The sequence below is a fragment of the Phyllobacterium sp. TAF24 genome (genome assembly GCF_052113785.1).
GTDB lineage: Bacteria > Pseudomonadota > Alphaproteobacteria > Rhizobiales > Rhizobiaceae > Phyllobacterium.
Genome location: NZ_JBFRDN010000025.1, coordinates 1 through 16486, shown reverse-complemented (window position 1 = coordinate 16486; position 16486 = coordinate 1). Strand labels below are relative to the sequence as shown.

The 16486-nt window shown below is 56.3% G+C and carries 14 protein-coding genes and 1 pseudogene; 3 read left to right on the top strand and 12 right to left on the bottom strand.

Translation table 11 applies throughout. The features are described 5' to 3' along the window. Positions 1-91 precede the first annotated feature (91 nt). The gene (locus AB4Y96_RS19385) at positions 92-697 is read left to right on the top strand and encodes a YdeI/OmpD-associated family protein (RefSeq protein WP_441919230.1); all 606 of its coding nucleotides are present in this window, start codon (positions 92-94) and stop codon (positions 695-697) included. 59 nt (positions 698-756) lie between these two features. Then, on the top strand, positions 757-3744 hold the full coding sequence (polA, locus tag AB4Y96_RS19380) for a DNA polymerase I (protein WP_441919228.1): 2988 nt from the start codon (positions 757-759) through the stop codon (positions 3742-3744). An 82-nt stretch (positions 3745-3826) separates the two neighbouring features. Here the strand turns inward: polA and AB4Y96_RS19375 are convergent, their stop codons facing one another. From AB4Y96_RS19375 to AB4Y96_RS19320, 12 genes and pseudogenes are all read right to left on the bottom strand, one after another. Then, the gene (locus AB4Y96_RS19375) at positions 3827-5410 is read right to left on the bottom strand and encodes an FGGY-family carbohydrate kinase (protein WP_091878937.1); all 1584 of its coding nucleotides are present in this window, start codon (positions 5408-5410) and stop codon (positions 3827-3829) included. 34 nt (positions 5411-5444) lie between these two features. Next, positions 5445-6125, bottom strand: coding sequence for an HAD family hydrolase (locus AB4Y96_RS19370; RefSeq protein WP_441919225.1), 681 nt, complete (start codon positions 6123-6125; stop codon positions 5445-5447). Positions 6126-6129: 4 nt separating this feature from the next. Continuing rightward, a complete protein-coding gene (locus tag AB4Y96_RS19365) occupies positions 6130-7608 on the bottom strand; it encodes a mannitol dehydrogenase family protein (RefSeq protein ID WP_441919223.1) in 1479 nt (492 codons plus the stop codon). Positions 7609-7672: 64 nt separating this feature from the next. Further along, positions 7673-8449: an L-iditol 2-dehydrogenase gene (locus AB4Y96_RS19360; protein ID WP_441919221.1), complete on the bottom strand. Its 777-nt coding sequence runs from the start codon at positions 8447-8449 to the stop codon at positions 7673-7675. A gap of 1 nt (position 8450) precedes the next feature. Continuing rightward, on the bottom strand, positions 8451-9449 hold the full coding sequence (locus AB4Y96_RS19355) for an ABC transporter ATP-binding protein (RefSeq protein ID WP_441919219.1): 999 nt from the start codon (positions 9447-9449) through the stop codon (positions 8451-8453). A gap of 42 nt (positions 9450-9491) precedes the next feature. Next, positions 9492-10322, bottom strand: a complete 831-nt coding sequence (locus tag AB4Y96_RS19350) for a carbohydrate ABC transporter permease (protein ID WP_091878944.1) — start codon at positions 10320-10322, stop codon at positions 9492-9494. Positions 10323-10326: 4 nt separating this feature from the next. Beyond that, positions 10327-11199 (bottom strand): carbohydrate ABC transporter permease, encoded by an 873-nt coding sequence (locus tag AB4Y96_RS19345; RefSeq protein ID WP_091878946.1) that lies wholly within the window; start codon positions 11197-11199, stop codon positions 10327-10329. Between the two features lie 107 nt (positions 11200-11306). Further along, positions 11307-12629, bottom strand: a complete 1323-nt coding sequence (locus AB4Y96_RS19340; protein WP_441919216.1) for an ABC transporter substrate-binding protein — start codon at positions 12627-12629, stop codon at positions 11307-11309. 138 nt (positions 12630-12767) lie between these two features. Further along, complete coding sequence (locus AB4Y96_RS19335; RefSeq protein WP_441919214.1) at positions 12768-13718, bottom strand: sugar-binding transcriptional regulator; 951 nt, start codon at positions 13716-13718, stop codon at positions 12768-12770. A gap of 98 nt (positions 13719-13816) precedes the next feature. Beyond that, positions 13817-14089, bottom strand: a pseudogene (locus AB4Y96_RS19330) (SelT/SelW/SelH family protein); the annotation flags it as partial. A gap of 834 nt (positions 14090-14923) precedes the next feature. After that, on the bottom strand, positions 14924-15208 hold the full coding sequence (locus AB4Y96_RS19325) for a GIY-YIG nuclease family protein (RefSeq protein ID WP_441919212.1): 285 nt from the start codon (positions 15206-15208) through the stop codon (positions 14924-14926). Positions 15209-15539: 331 nt separating this feature from the next. After that, positions 15540-15689: a hypothetical protein gene (locus tag AB4Y96_RS19320; protein WP_175540544.1), complete on the bottom strand. Its 150-nt coding sequence runs from the start codon at positions 15687-15689 to the stop codon at positions 15540-15542. Positions 15690-15890: 201 nt separating this feature from the next. Between AB4Y96_RS19320 and AB4Y96_RS19315 the strand changes: the two genes are divergently transcribed. After that, positions 15891-16226 (top strand): helix-turn-helix domain-containing protein, encoded by a 336-nt coding sequence (locus tag AB4Y96_RS19315; RefSeq protein ID WP_441919210.1) that lies wholly within the window; start codon positions 15891-15893, stop codon positions 16224-16226. Positions 16227-16486 lie beyond the last annotated feature (260 nt).

Below are 16486 nucleotides of genomic sequence, written 5' to 3'. Positions count from 1 at the left end.
ACATCTTTGTAACAAACGCGTGATGAGAGAGTGATATGTTCATGACACGGGATTTCCGGCATAACGTTCCCTCAAACGAGGGGCGAATCTCATGCCGAAAGCCGCGACGGACTTGCCAGTGCTTTTCTTCCCGACAGGCGCAGATTGGGAAGCATGGCTGGTGATCAATCATGAAATCTCTCAAGGCGCTTGGCTCAAATTCGGCAAGAAGTCAGCCGAGATAAAAACCCTGTCCAGACAGGAGGCAATTGATGGTGCGCTTTGCCATGGCTGGATCGATGGCCAAGCCGACAAGTTTGACGAGCACTATTGGCTCGTCCGCTTCACGCGGCGCAAGAGCACGAGCCCTTGGTCCGACATTAATCGGAAGCGCGCCAATGAACTCATCGACCAGAACCGCATTAAACCTGCCGGTCTTTTGGAAATCGAGCGGGCAAAATCCGATGGGCGTTGGGACAAGGCCTATCTGCCACAAAGCAGGGCAACCGTGCCCGACGATTTGCAGGCCGCCCTTGACGCAAATGCCGAGGCAACAAAGATGTTCCAACTGCTGACCAGCGTGAATCGGTATGCCATCATTTACCGCGTCAATGATGCGAAGAAACCGGAGACAAGAGCGCAGCGCATCGAAAAGTTCGTGGCGATGCTGGCGCGCGGTGAAACCATTCACCCGCAAAAGACCAAGCCAGCAGGGTGAGAACCCCCAGCTCCTGAATTTTGTCAGGATGAGTCGGTTATCAGCGCATCTTTCAGTGCATGGGAAAGACAGATCATTTCCTTTTTCGGGATGTTCATTTAATCGTAGGCACCATGAAAAAAGGTGATCATCTCTTTCTCGTCGACGGCTCCGGCTATATCTTCCGGGCCTATCATGCGCTGCCGCCCCTCACCCGCAAATCGGATGGCCTGCCTGTCGGTGCCGTGTCCGGTTTCTGCAACATGCTGTGGAAGCTGCTGCGGGAAGCCAGGGATACATCCGTGGGCGTAACGCCGACGCATTTTGCCGTCATTTTCGACTATTCGTCGAACACGTTCCGCAAAGAGATTTACCCCGAGTATAAGGCCAATCGCTCGGCACCGCCGGAAGACCTTATTCCGCAGTTCGGCCTGATTCGTCAGGCAACCAAGGCTTTCAACCTGCCCTGCATTGAAAAAGAAGGCTACGAGGCGGATGACCTGATCGCCACCTATGCGCGGATGGCCGAAGCCGTTGGTGCGGAAGTCACCATCATCTCATCAGACAAGGATCTGATGCAGCTCGTCACACCCATGGTGTCCATGTATGACAGCATGAAGGACAAGCAGATCGGTATCCCTGACGTTATCGAGAAATGGGGCGTGCCACCGGAAAAGATGATCGACCTGCAGGCACTGACAGGTGATTCGACCGATAATGTGCCGGGTATTCCCGGCATTGGTCCAAAGACAGCCGCGCAGCTGCTGGAAGAGTTTGGCGATCTCGATACGCTGCTTGCCCGCGCAGGCGAAATCAAGCAGCAGAAGCGCCGTGAAAACATCATTGAGTTTACCGAAATCGCCCGCATCTCGCGCCAGCTTGTGACGTTGAAAACCGATACACCTGTTGATGTCGGGCTTGAAGATTTTGTGCTGGAACCGCAGGACGGGCCAAAGCTCGTCGCGTTCCTCAAAGCCATGGAGTTCACCTCCCTCACCCGCCGCGCCGCCGAAGCCACCGGCGTTGACGCGTCCCTCATTGAGGCATYGCAGGTAGGGATTGATACGGTTGCCGAGGCGCATGGCCCGGATGTTGAAATTTCCACCGGTGCGACGACATCGGCTGCATCTGACGACAAGCCACAGGATAAATCGGACACGGGCGCAATGCTGCCCGCTGATCTGGTCAAGGCGCGCACGGACGAGGCCCTGGCCTCCAAGATCGACACATCAGGTTATACCTGCATTCGCGATCTTGCGACGTTGCAGGCTTGGGTCAATGAGGCGATGGAAGCGGGAATCGTTGCTTTTGATACGGAGACGACATCGCTTGATCCTATGCAGACCGAGCTTGTCGGCGTCTCCCTCGCTATCCGGCCCGGACATGCCTCCTATATTCCACTCAATCACAAATCGGGAACCGGTGATCTTCTGGGTGGCGGCACTGTCGAAGGACAGATCCCGCTTGATGATGCCTTGCGGGTGTTGAAACCGCTGCTTGAGAACCGCTCGGTGCTCAAGATCGCGCATAATATGAAGTATGACTGGCTGGTCATGCACCGTTACGGCATCGACGCACATCCCTTCGATGATACGATGCTGATTTCCTACGTGCTTGATGCCGGTGAAGGCACTCATGGCATGGATGCCCTGTCCGAGCGCTGGCTGGGTCACACGCCCATTGCCTACAAGGATGTGGCGGGTAGCGGTAAGTCATCGGTTACGTTTGACATGGTCAATATTGATCGCGCCACCGCCTATGCGGCTGAGGATGCCGATGTAACGCTGCGCTTGTGGCGCCTGCTCAAACCGCGACTGGTCGAAGACGGCCTTGTCTCGGTCTATGAGCGGTTGGAGCGTCCTCTCGTTGCCGTATTGGCGCGGATGGAAGAGCGTGGCATATCCGTCGACCGGCAAATCCTGTCGCGACTGTCGGGCGATCTTGCCCAGGCAGCGGCCGCCATCGAACACGAGATTTACCAGCTTGCCGGGGAAAAGCTCAATATCGGCTCACCCAAACAGCTTGGCGATATTCTCTTTGGCAAGATGAGCCTTCCCGGTGGATCGAAAACCAAAACAGGACAATGGTCCACTTCGGCACAGGTGCTGGAGGACCTTGCTGCGGAAGGGCACGAACTGCCGCGCAAGATTGTCGACTGGCGTCAGCTGACCAAACTCAAATCCACCTACACCGATGCCCTGCCCGGCTATATCCACCCGGATACCAAGCGTGTGCATACATCCTACGCCATGGCGGCGACTTCTACCGGACGGCTTTCCTCATCGGAACCGAACCTGCAAAACATTCCTGTGCGCACCAGCGAGGGCCGCAAGATTCGCACGGCGTTTATTGCTGCGCCGGGCAACAAGCTGATATCGGCCGACTACAGCCAGATCGAATTGCGGGTTCTGGCGCATGTCGCCGAGATACCCCAGCTTACCCAGGCCTTTGCCGACGGGATCGACATTCATGCGATGACCGCTTCGGAAATGTTCGGCGTTCCCGTCAAGGACATGCCATCGGAAGTGCGGCGACGTGCGAAAGCGATCAACTTCGGCATCATCTATGGTATTTCCGCCTTTGGCCTTGCCAATCAGCTTTCCATTCCGCGCGAAGAAGCCGGTCAATATATCCGCACCTATTTCGAGCGGTTTCCCGGCATCAAGGACTATATGGAGGCAACCAAGGCCTATGCCCGCCAGAACGGCTATGTCGAGACGATTTTTGGACGCCGCGCGCATTATCCTGAGATTCGCTCATCCAACCCGCAGGTTCGCGCTTTCAATGAACGCGCATCAATCAATGCGCCGATTCAGGGTTCAGCGGCTGATATTATCCGCCGCGCCATGGTGCGGATGGAGCCGGCATTGAATGATGCAAAACTTTCGGCACGTATGCTGTTGCAGGTGCATGACGAATTGATTTTCGAAACCGCGGAAGCGGAAGTCGAAGCGACCATTCCCGTTGTCCGCGAGATCATGGAAAACGCCGCCATGCCGGCGATTTCCCTGTCTGTACCGCTACGGGTTGATGCCCGCGCCGCGAATAATTGGGACGAAGCGCATTAAGGTGAGTTTCTAACGAACTGAAAGTGGGCTTGGCACCCACCCTCCCCCACGTGGGGAGGGTAAGATGGTGCTATCTTAATCCTTACTGCAACCTGTCCAGCACTTTGCGCTGGGCGTGCATTTCCAGAAAAATACGGTAATCCCGGTCAAAGCGTGTCCGAGCCTTCGGTTCTGGCTGGCGGGGACGCCCGCCCTGTTTCATGGCCATGCAAGCGGCGGGTAGATCAGGATAAAGCCCCGCAGCCGTTGCGGCGACCATCGCTGTTCCAAGCAGCACTGCGTCTTCAGCAGCCGATGTAATGACAGTGCAGCCGGTAGCGTCGGCGTAAAGCTCCATCAGCAGTGGGTTCTTGGTGTGCCCGCCGGTGACATGCATCGTATCAATGGCATAGCCGCGCTCGTTCAGCGCGTCGAGAACATGGCGCACGCCAAGCGCAATGCCGACGGAAGTGCGCCAATAGAGACGGCACAGACTGTCAAACGAGGCATCAAGTGTCAGACCGCTGATCACGCCCACCGCATGCGGGTCCGCCAAGGGCGACCGGTTGCCGTGAAAATCCGGCAGGACGTGCAGGCGGCCAGCGAGATCAAGCCCCTCCTTTTCCCGCAGCTCCATAACACGATCGGTGATTTTCTTGTGCAGGGCGGCATTGGGCTCTCCTGCGGCACCATGCCAGCGAATAATATGATCGAGCAGCGCCCCAGAAACGGACTGCCCGCCTTCACTCAGCCAGCAATCCGGCAGCGCGGCACCATAATAAGGCCCCCAGACACCATTGAAGGAAATCGGCTCCTGCGACAGGGCCATCAGACAGCTTGAGGTTCCCGCGATCAAAGCCAGATGCCGGTCAATCTCCGAGAGGTCCCCGGCAAAGCCACCGAGGACACCAAGCGCTCCGGCATAAGCGTCGATCAGACCTGCGCCGACGTGGCAGCGCGTGGTCAACCCCAGAGCCTTTGCCGCTTCCGGTGTCAACGTGCCGACGTCGGTGCCGACAGGACTTGCCCGCACAGGCAGATTACCGCGCTCGACCATATCATCAAGACCAACCGCTTTGAGATAGTCGGTCTGCCAACCCGGCTCTTCATGCGCAAGATAAGTCCATTTGCAGGTAATCGTACATTGCGAGCGCGCCAGTGATCCCGATGCTTTCCAGCTGAGGAAGTCGGCAAGGTCGAAGAAATAGCCTGACTTGTTCCATGTTTCAGGCAGATGCCGCTTCAGCCACATCAATTTCGGCGTCTGCATTTCCGGCGACATGACGCCGCCGAGATATTTGAGCACGTCGTGGCCCGTCGCCGTGCATTCATCCGATTCGTCAAGAGCACGGTGATCCAGCCAGACGATCGTGTCCCAGCGATTATCGCCATCGGTCGAGACGGTCAGCGGCTTGCCGTCCGTGTCGCGCACTACCAGCGAACAGGTGGCGTCAAAGCTGATACCCGTAACATCCGATGGATTGACCTTTGCCGCCGCTATCGCGCCCTGCACGGCTATACAGACGGACTTCCATATATCTTCCGAATTGTGCTCGGCATGGTCAGGCAGTGGACGATTCATCAAAATGGGGTGCTCAACCCGCCCCAGCAGATTGCCTTTTGTGTCAAGAATACCCGCCCGGGCGCTTCCTGTTCCCACATCCACAGCACATACGAAATCTGGCATTCGAACCTTCCGGCTTGTCGTGAACCGGAACGCTCTATTGAACGTTTGTTCGGGCTTGCAATATCGATAGCAAACCTGGCAATTCCAGCATATCGCCGAATATAAGGTCTGGCCCGAGAGACGCAAGCGCAGCTTCCAGCCTACCACCGCGTGCATGGGTTCCGCCCGTGAAGGCAAAGACTTTCATCCCGGCACGTTTGGCCGCTTCAATGCCCGCAGGACTGTCTTCAATGACCACGCATTCCTCAGGCTGTGTATTCATGGATTTGGCCGCGTGCAGGAACAGATCGGGGGCCGGCTTGCCGTGCTTCACCATTGTCGCGCTGAAAATATTCGGTTCGAGCAGATCAAGAAGCCCGGTCAATTTGAGCGAGAGCCGAATGCGCTCCGGCTGGCTCGATGAGGCGACGCAGCGCGGCAGGTCAAGCCGGGTCAAGGTCTCGGCAATACCGGGGATCGGCTTCAGGTCCTCGCGGAACCGCGCATAGAGATTGGCGCGCATATCCTCCAGATCCGCATCACTGGCGGCAAAACCATAATCCTCATGCAGAATCTTGCTGATCGTCGTCATGCTGCGCCCGAGAAACATCTCGTATGCTTCATCTTCGGACAATGACGTGCCGCTTTTCGCGATCATGTCGAGCAATACGGCAATGGAGATCGGCTCGCTGTCGACCAGCACTCCATCACAATCGAAGATGACGAGCTTTGTCATGGCATCAAAGCTTATCAGCGAGATAGAGCGTCAGCGTCTCGCGCGTGCCCTTTTCCCAAAGGGTTTTGAGAATACGGGAAAAGGATTCCACGAAAACGGGGGATGTTCCGACGTCGCCAAAAATATCTGACATTGCCAGAAATGCCTTGGGATCGCTCTTCGCTTTCACTGCTACCGTCTTCAATCGTTCCGCATTGGCATCAAGGTAATTCGTCGGCTTTCCACTATCGGTTGCTCCCTCGCAGAACCGGCACCAGAGCGCGGACACCAGCGAAAGACCGGTAATGCTCTGCCCCGCCTTTAGCCGGTCCGCCGTTGTCGGCAGAATGAATTTTGGCTGGCGGTTGGAACCGTCCTGACACAGACGCTGGATCGTATCGCCGATCTTTGGATTGGAAAAACGCCGGTCGATCAGATCGTAATATTCCTCGAAGGTAATGCCGGGCACCGGCGGCAGCACCGGTATGATTTCTTCGCGTTCCAGTTTGCCGAGAAAACCACGGATCAACGGCTCTTCCATCGCCTCGTGGACGAAATGGATATCCATCAGCGCAGCCGGATAGGCGATGGTTGCATGGCCACCGTTGAGGATGCGGATTTTCATCAGCTCATAGGGCGCAACGTCCTGCACAAAGGTAACGCCGACCTTTTCCAGTGCCGGACGGCCCGCGGGGAAATGGTCCTCAAGCACCCATTGCTTGAAAGGCTCGCAGAAAACCGGCCAATTGTCCTCGACACCGAAATCGTCCGCAAGCATTCCGCGCTCGCGGTCTGATGTCGCCGGTGTGATGCGGTCAACCATGCTGTTGGGGAAAGCGACATTGTCCTTCACCCATTTGGCAAGGTCCGTATCGACAAGCGCCGCAAGGCCGCTGATGGCATCGCTGGTCACATGGCCATTACCCGGAATGTTGTCGCAGGACATGACGGTAAACGGTGCTGTGCCCTCAGTGCGGCGACGGATCAGGCCAGCCAGTATGAGGCCGAAAACCGTCTTGGGATCACTGATATTGGCGGCATCGGCAACAATTGCCGGATGCTGCGGGTTGAACACGCCGGATGCCGGATCGATGAAATAGCCGCCTTCGGTGATGGTCAGTGACACGATGCGAATTTTCGGATCGGCAAGGCGCGCAATAGTGTTTTCTGTTTCACCCGGCTTCAGATAATCGATCATCGATCCGGTGACATGCGCCGTGCGGTGACCGCTGTCCTGTTCGACCACAGTGGTCAGCCAGTCCTGTTCTTTCAGCTTCTGGCGCATTGTCTCATCGGAAGCCAGAACCCCGGCACCGACGATGGCCCAATCATGATCGCTGCCCGCATTGAAAAGATCGTCGAGATAGACGGCCTGATGGGCGCGATGGAAATTGCCAATGCCGAAATGCACGATACCGGCGGTCAAATCGGCCTTGTTGTAGCCGGGTACGGCGACATTGGCGGGAAGCTGCGATAGCGCGCTTCCGGAGAGTTTAACAGTCATCGGGCCTAACCCCTTTTTCTCAAATGAAGATGCGACTGCGCCCGCTTTCAGGGCGCAATTCCGCCTAGTTCATCCAGTTGCCGCCATCGACATTGTATGTCTGGGCAACCACGTAATCGCTGTCACTGCTGGCAAGGAAAATCGCCATGCCGGTCAAATCTTCCGCTGTGCCCATGCGGCCATAGGGAACCGCCTCGCCAACCAGACGCTTCTTCTCGCCAAGTGGCCGGTTTTCATATTTGGCAAAGAGCGCATCGACGCCAGCCCAATGCTCGCCATCGACAACACCGGGTGCAATCGCGTTGACATTGATCTTGTGCTTGATGAGGTCCTGCCCGGTCGACTGGGTGAGGCTGATAACGGCAGCCTTTGTTGCGCAATAGATTGCAACCAGTGCTTCACCGCGACGGCCAGCCTGACTTGCCATATTGATGATCTTGCCGCCTTTGCCGCGTGCAATCATCGCTTTCGCCACAGCCTGAAGCGTGAAGAGCGTGCCGGAGAAGTTCACGGCAAAAAGCTTGTCATAGCTCGCACGAGTGATCTCGACCGTTGGCGACATATCGAACAGTGCTGCATTGTTGACCAGGATGTCGATCCCGCCAAACTTGTCGACGGTTTCCTTGACGGCGGCATCAATGGACGCCTGATCCGTTACATCAAGTCGCACCGCATAGGCACCGTTACCAAGTTCCGATGCGGTTTCCTGTGCCCGCTTCAAATCGATATCGGCAATCACCACATGGGCGGCGCCTTCCTTAAGATAGGCTTCCGCGAAGGCACGGCCGATGCCCCGCGCCGATCCCGTGATGAACGCCGTCTTGCCTGCCAGTCTGCTCATTTCAAATCACCTGTCCGTCCGCGCCAAATCGATGAAGCCGCGCCGCATCCGGCGTGAGGAAAATCGGCTGGCCATGTTTTGTGTCAAAATCACCATCGGTACGCACGGTCACCTGACCGATGCCGTCGACCTGGGTATGAATGAAGGTGTCGGAACCGAGATGCTCGGTGACACCCACCTTGCCTTTCCACGCGCCTTCCGTCGTCGAAATGCGGATATGTTCGGGGCGAACGCCAAGCGTCGTCACATTGTGCTTGGCCGCTTCGGCGCCTTCAATGAGGTTCATGCGCGGTGAACCGATAAAGCCCGCAACAAACACATTCTTCGGGCTGCGATAAAGCTCCATCGGCGAGCCCACCTGTTCAATGCGTCCGGCATTCAGCACGACGATCTTGTCAGCCATGGTCATGGCTTCCACCTGATCGTGGGTCACGTAAATCATTGTCGTCTTCAACTGATGATGCAGATCGCTGATCTCCAGCCGCATATTGCCGCGCAGCGCCGCATCAAGATTGGACAGCGGCTCGTCAAACAGAAACGCTTTTGGCTGACGGACAATCGCCCGGCCGATGGCAACACGCTGGCGCTGACCGCCCGACAATTGTCCCGGACGGCGGTCCAGATAATTGGTGAGGTTGAGGATATGCGCCGCATCCTTGACCTTCTTGTCGATGGCGGACTTTTCCTGCCCGTCCATTTTCAACGGGAAGGCAATGTTGCCGTAGACGGTCATATGCGGATAGAGCGCATAGGACTGGAACACCATGGACAGGCCGCGCTTGGCCGGAGCCTCGCTCGACATGTCTTTGCCGTCGATGATGATGCGCCCGCCGCTCAGGTCCTCAAGACCGGCAATCATGCGCAGGAGCGTGGACTTGCCGCAGCCGGACGGACCGACAAACACAACAAACTCACCATCATTGATTTCAAGATCGATTTCAGGAATGACCGAAGTGGTTCCAAATGACTTCGATACTTTTTCGAGTGTAATGCTTCCCATAATATTTTTCCAATCTCTTTTGGCTACGCCAAAGGCCGAAATCTATTTCACAGCGCCAAACGTCAGACCGCGTACCAGTTGCTTTTGCGAGAACCAGCCCATGATCAGGATGGGGGCAATCGCCATGGTGGATGCGGCGGATAGCTTGGCCCAGAACAAACCTTCGGGGCTTGAGTAGGACGCGATAAACTGCGTGAGCGGCGCTGCATTGGAAGTCGTCAGGTTCAGCGTCCAGAACGCTTCGTTCCATGCCAGAATGATGTTGAGCAGCATGGTGGAGGCGATACCGGGCACAGCCATCGGCGTGAGCACATAGACGATTTCCTTCATCAGCGATGCGCCATCCATGCGCGCCGCTTCGAGAATTTCGCCGGGAATTTCCTTGAAGTAGGTGTAGAGCATCCAGACGATGATCGGCAGATTGATCAGGGTCAGCACCCCAACGAGGCCGATGCGCGTATCGAGCAATCCCCAATCGCGGAAGATGAGATAGAGCGGCACCAGCACACCGACCGAAGGCATCATCTTGGTGGACAGCATCCACATCAAAATGTCCTTGGTGCGCTTTGTCGGCGAGAACGCCATCGCCCAGGCCGCCGGAATGGCGAGCGCCAAACCAATCAGCGTCGATCCGACCGAGATCACCACGGAATTGCTGAAATGCTTGAAGTAGTTGGAGCGGCTCTGCACCTCGTGGTAATTTTCCAGCGTCCAGTCGAAGAACAGGAATTGCGGCGGCGTTGCGATGGCCGTGCCTTCCGTCTTGAAGCTGGTCAGGAACGTCCACAGGATCGGGAAGAAGATCAGAAAGCCGATCGTCCAGCCTATAACCGTAAAGATGACCTTGCTGCGTGTTGTCGTTGAGCGGGCCATGATTCTACCTCTCCAGGTTCTTGCCGATAAGGCGAATGAGGAAGAAGGCGACGATGTTGGCAAGGACCACCGCGACGATACCGCCAGCGGAAGCGCCACCCACATCGAACTGCAAAAGTGCCTGCATATAGATGAGATACGGAATGTTGGTCGTCTGGATGCCCGGTCCGCCATTGGTCGTGACCAGAATTTCGGCGAAGACACTGAGCAGGAAGATTGTCTGGATCAGAATGACAACCGTGATCGCCCGCGACAGATGCGGCAGCACCAGATAGATGAAGCGTGAGATCGCCCCGGCACCATCCATTTCAGCCGCTTCCTTTTGCTCGCCATCAAGCGATTGCAGGGCGGTCAACAGAATGAGCGTGGCGAAGGGCAGCCATTGCCAGGCGACAATGAGAATGATCGAGAACATCGGCAGCTGGGCGAACCAGTCGATTGGCTGGAAGCCGAACAGCCGGGCAATCCATGCAAAGAGCCCGTTGACCGGATGCATCAGCATGTTCTTCCACACCAGCGCCGACACCGTCGGCATGACGAAGAACGGCGCAATGACGAGCAGGCGGACGATACCCTGTCCGAAGAACGGCTGATCCAGCACCAGCGCCAAGAGAATGCCGCCAATGACTGTGATAAGCAGGGTACCGCCCACCAGAACCAGTGTATTGCCAAGCGCGGTGAAGAACGCGGGATCAGTCAGAAAGTACTGATAGTTGAGAAAGCCGATAAATTCCTCGGTTCCCGGCATCAACAGATTGTAGCGCAGGAACGAGAAATAGAGGGTCATGACAAGCGGCACGATCATCCACAGAAAGAGCAGGATGACAGCGGGCGACATCATGATACGGGCTGTTGCACGTGTCTGAAGCGTAGCCATGGTCAGGTTCCGATACAGTTTGTGAAAACCGAGAATCCAAATACCCCAAAGGAGGCCCGGGCGGCTTCTGACATTCGCGTCAGGAGCCGTCCGGAGCCAGGAGGATTCTACTTGATATAGCCGCCCTTTGTCATCTCACGTGTTGTGAGAGCCTGAGCGCCCTGCAAAGCCTGATCCACAGTCATGGAACCGGCAAGCGCAGCGGAGAACTGCTGACCCACGGCGGTGCCCAGCCCCTGGAATTCAGGGATGGCAACAAACTGGCCACCCGTATAGGGCACCGGCTTGATGGTTGGCTTGCTGGTGTTCGCGGCGGTCATCGCATCGAGCGTGATCTTGGCGAAAGGCGCGGCCTTCTGATATTCCGGGTTGGCATAGAGCGAGGAGCGCGTGCCCGGAGGAACGTTCGCCCAGCCTTCCTTGCTGGCGACGAGTTCCGTATAGGCTTTATCGGTCGCCCAGGAGATAAACTTCTGCGCAGCTTCCGCCTTCTTGGTGCCCGCCGGAACGCCGAGGTTCCATGCCCACAGCCAGTTGCCGTGGTTTTCAACACCGCCAGTCGGGAAGAGCGCATAGCCCACCTTGTCGGCAACCTTGGATTCCTTCGGGTTGGTTACGAAGGAAGCAGCCACCGTCGCATCGATCCAGATGCCGCACTTGCCTGTTTGAAACAGCGCAAGGTTTTCATTGAAGCCGTTGGAGGATGCGCCGGGAGGTCCGGCTTCCTTCATCAGGTCCACATAGAATTTCAGCGCATGCTTCCATTCCGGCTGGTCGAACTGTGGATGCCACTTTTCATCAAACCAGCGCGCACCGAACGAGTTGGCGGTTGCAGTCAGAAGCGCCATGTTCTCGCCCCAGCCAGCCTTGCCGCGCAGGCAGATGCCGTAAGTCTCGGTGGACTTGTCGGTCATCTTCTTTGCCGCATCGGCAATCTGGTCCCAGGTCGGCTTTTCCGGAATGGTCACACCGGCCTTTTCAGCCAGATCCTTGCGGTACATGACCATGGCGCTTTCGCCGTAGAATGGCGAGGCATAGAGCTTGCCATCAACCGAAACCGCATCGCGGATCGCAGGCAACAGGTCGTCCTTGTTGTAATCCTTGGCAAGACCATCGAGCGGCAACAGCCAGCCCTGCTTGGCCCAGATCGGCACTTCATAGGTGCCGATGGTCATGATGTCGTACTGGCCGCCCTTGGTGGCGATATCAGTGGTGACACGCTGGCGCAGCACGTTTTCTTCGAGCGTTACCCATTCCAGCTTGATGTCAGGATTTTTCTTGGTGAAATCATCGGTCAATTTTTGCATGCGAACCATGTCGCCATTATTGACCGTGGCAATGGTCAGCGTTTCAGCCGATGACGCGCTTGCGGCAAAACTCGCCACAGCCAAAGCCGACACAGCGCCGAGCAGAAGCGTTCTCGTTAACATCTCATTCCTCCCGTGAATGTTATGAGCAAATGCTTGTCTTATGAGCAAATACTCACACAAACACAAAACAAGTCAAGTGATAATCGTTGCTGCGTCGCAACATCAAGCCCTCATATAGTCGTACAACTTTAGTCTATGTTAGTTGAGAAGCGCTTCCGCGGTTCGCTCATCCGTGATCAAGCCATTGATAAGGTTGCCTTTTATCGCAGCAACAATACCCGGAAGCTTCTTCGCACCCTTGGCGATGGCAATCACCGTTGCCGTCTCCCGCGAGGGGATGTGCGCGCTGGCCACGCGGTCATTCGTGAGGCCCTGAATGGCCACTCCATCGCGATCAAACGCCCGTCCGACGATCTCGCACACGGCGCCCGCCTGCCGCAAAGCCAGCAATTCAGCGCGGGAAATGAAGCCGTCAACATAGAGCGGCGCATCATCTTCAAGGTCGCCAATGCCGAGAAAAGCCACATCGGCCTGCGCCGACAATTCGAGCACCGGACGGATCATCGCCTGCGCATGCAATAGCTCGCGCTCCTGCGGCGAGGAGGCGATAACCGGCAGCGGCATCGGGAATGAGCGCGCCTTGATCTTGTCGGCAATGTTGAAAATGACGTTATAAAACGCCGCCGAACCATCGGGCGAAATATTGCCGGTGAGCGACACAACCTTGTGTTGCGGACAGTCGATGGGCGACAGCAGTTCAATCGCCGCTTTCAGCGTGCGGCCCGTGCCAATGCCCAGAATGATCGGCGCTTCGGATTTCAGCCAGCGGGTCATCTCAGCTGCCGCCGCATCGGCCACACCCAGCGTGGTCGAGGACGATCCCGGATCAGTCGGCACCACCTCGACCATTTTCAGATCAAAGTGCTTTTTCAACTTCTCCGCGAGGTCAAGACAATGGGCGATGGGATGATCCAGCGTCACCTTCACCAGCCCCTCCGACATGGCCAGCGACACCATGCGCTGCGCCGACTGGCGCGAAATGCCAAGTTTTGCCGCGATTTCGTCCTGCGTGTTGCCCGCAACATAATAAAGCCAGCCGGCCCGTGCCGCATCATCCAGCCGTGATGGCGTAACCTCGGGCTTGCTCATTTCTCGGCCTGTTTGGAAAAGCCGGTGGCAGCACCTGCGCGTGGTTCGACGGACTCACCATGAGGGAGAGTGGTGCTTGCCTCAACGGCCTTATGTCCATCGGAATGGCCAAGATCGCGCTCGGGCCAAACGATATCGCGCACCTTCTGCTTGAGCACCTTTGCCTCGGGAAACCCGCCATCGCGCTTGCGCTCCCAAATGAGATCACCTTCGACGCGGATTTCAAAAACCCCGCCGGTGCCGGGGATCAGCGCCACTTCACCCAGATCGGCGCCAAAGGTGGAGAGCAGTTCCTGCGCCATCCAGGCGGAGCGGAGGAGCCAGCTGCATTGGGTGCAATAAAGGATGGTAATGCGCGGTTTGACTGTCATACCGGTTTCTTAGCATTTCCACATCGGTATGTAAGCTCCCCCGTTTATGCGGAGAGCCGCTGCGCCAATACTTCAGCATTGGGATGAGGTCTTCACCCCCCTCTGTCCTGTCGGACTGCCGGGGCAGAGGGGGGGTGAATGCCGCCGTGGTTCGTGGTTCGACAAGCTCACCATGAGGGAGAGTGAGGATGCAACGATAATCGCCAACGTTGTAGAGTTTGATTTCCTACAACTCTCCCCCCGTCATCCTCGGGCTTGACCCGAGGACCCATAATTCAAAAGTGCTGAATAGATGGTTTTATCTGGCTTCCTTAGCCGTGGGTCCTCGGGTCAAGCCCGAGGATGACGGGGGTTAGGTGGATTGCAGGGAGCTCTATTCTGCAACGTTGGCGATTATCTTTGCAGCCCATTCCTCTCCCTCATCCTGAGCCTGTCGAAGGGCCAGCGATGTTACTGCAACCACCTATTTTCAAAAAATCACGCCAACTTATCCAACACCATCTCACCTCGCTTATTCTGATGGTGTCCTTTCCGGCGGGAATGCTCCGGAAACTTTCGAAGTCAGGAAAGGATCGGTGATTTCATCTGCGGGGAGAACCCAACCGCAGGGGAAAAGGTTTTATCTCACAAGGATAAAACCAGTCATCGGGGCGGGTGGTCCGGGAGTTTTCTTACCTCAAATTAGAAAACGCCGGGGAACGCACTCACTACACTACCTCTACCAAGACCCCGCGTTCCCTTAAGGACCGCCCGTCTTTCCCACCTTTCAATAGCCAGACGCAAAAGCGGGCGTGGCAAAGGGGGAGGTATGTGGTTCTTTCTCAGAGATGGAATTTACCCAAGCGTCACATACAGATCGTCCCAATCGGGATTGATGCTTTCGATCAGCTCGATCTTCCATTGGCGATACCAGCGCTTCAAAGATTTCTCCCGCTGAATCGCATCCCCAATCCGCATATGCTCCTCATACCAGACAAGCCGTGTGCAACCATATTTCCATGCAAAACCGGGCGTATGTCCCTCGCGGTGTGCGTAAATGCGGCCCTCAAGATCAGACGTCACGCCGATATAAAGCGTTCCCCGCTTATGATTTGTCAAAATGTAAACATAACCAGCCACGCCAAACCTCCTTGGCGGATTTTGGGTGTGGCTGATGTTTTCGTAAATTCGACGAAAGGTGGAGATGATGGGAATATTTTATCGGCTTGTCCTCGCCGTGTACTCCTCCCTGCAAATTGTGGTGCATCTCTCTCTGTCTTCCTCGGACACCTCCTTCGCCGCGAAACCGCAGTGCACCTCCTTCGCCGTCATCCTCGGGCTTGACCCGAGGACCCACGACTGAGGAGCACCTCATTTGCACGAAATGCTTCGCATTCCAGAAGTTTCTATAGGTGGTCCTCGGGTCAAGCCCGAGGATGACGGTGGGGGGAGAAGAGTGAAACGCACCACCTCACCCCGCTTCCCGGCGCTGCAACTCGCGGCGCACGCGCCGCCAGATGCCCTGCTGGACCGTGTCACAGTGACGCCAGGCACGATCTTCCTCGATATAAGCGCGATAGGCGGCGCGCGGTCCATGCTCCGCAATCAACTGGTCAACCATCCCGTCGATTTTCTCCTTCGGGATCAACCGCGGCTTTATGGAAAACTCCCACTGATGGAACAGAAAAGTGCCCCAGATGGGAGAGGTGAAAATGAACCACTTAAAAAAACAAAACACAATTATAACCTATAACGAAATGTGGTAGTATAATCGCTCGTATTGTACATCGACCCGTGGCATTTGCCAGAACATTTTGTTCCGATGGAACAGTTTGCATCGAACCTGAAAAAACGCGCAGCCGAACTCGGCATTTCCAACTCGGAAGCTGGCCGCCGGGCAGGTTTGAGTGAAAGAAGATACGGAAATTATATCGCTAATAGCCGTGAGCCCGACCTTGCAACTGTGGTTCGCATTGCAAAAGTCCTGGAAACGACACCGAACAAACTGTTGTCATTCGGGGAAGATGCGGATGACCCCGAGCCGATGGAGCGGCAACGTATCCGGGCTGCCATCAGGGTACTGCTACCCGACGATCTTGAGACCGTTGCAATCATGGTCGAGGCTCTGGCAAGCAAGCGCTACAAGAGCGTGGAATAGGCAACGGGAAACCCATTGCAACAACATAGTGCGTGGTTCGACAAGCTCACCATGAGGGACATGGGGGCTGCAACGCTAATCACCAACCCTGCAGAACTTGGCTCCCTGCAATCCTCATCTCCGTCATCCTCGGGCTTGACCCGAGGACCCACGGCAAAGAAGCACGCGCGCGTCGCCCCGGAGCATACAAGCTATTTTTAAAGGTGGGTCCTCGGGTCAAGCCCGAGGATGACGGAGATGAGGATTGCAGGGAGCCAAGT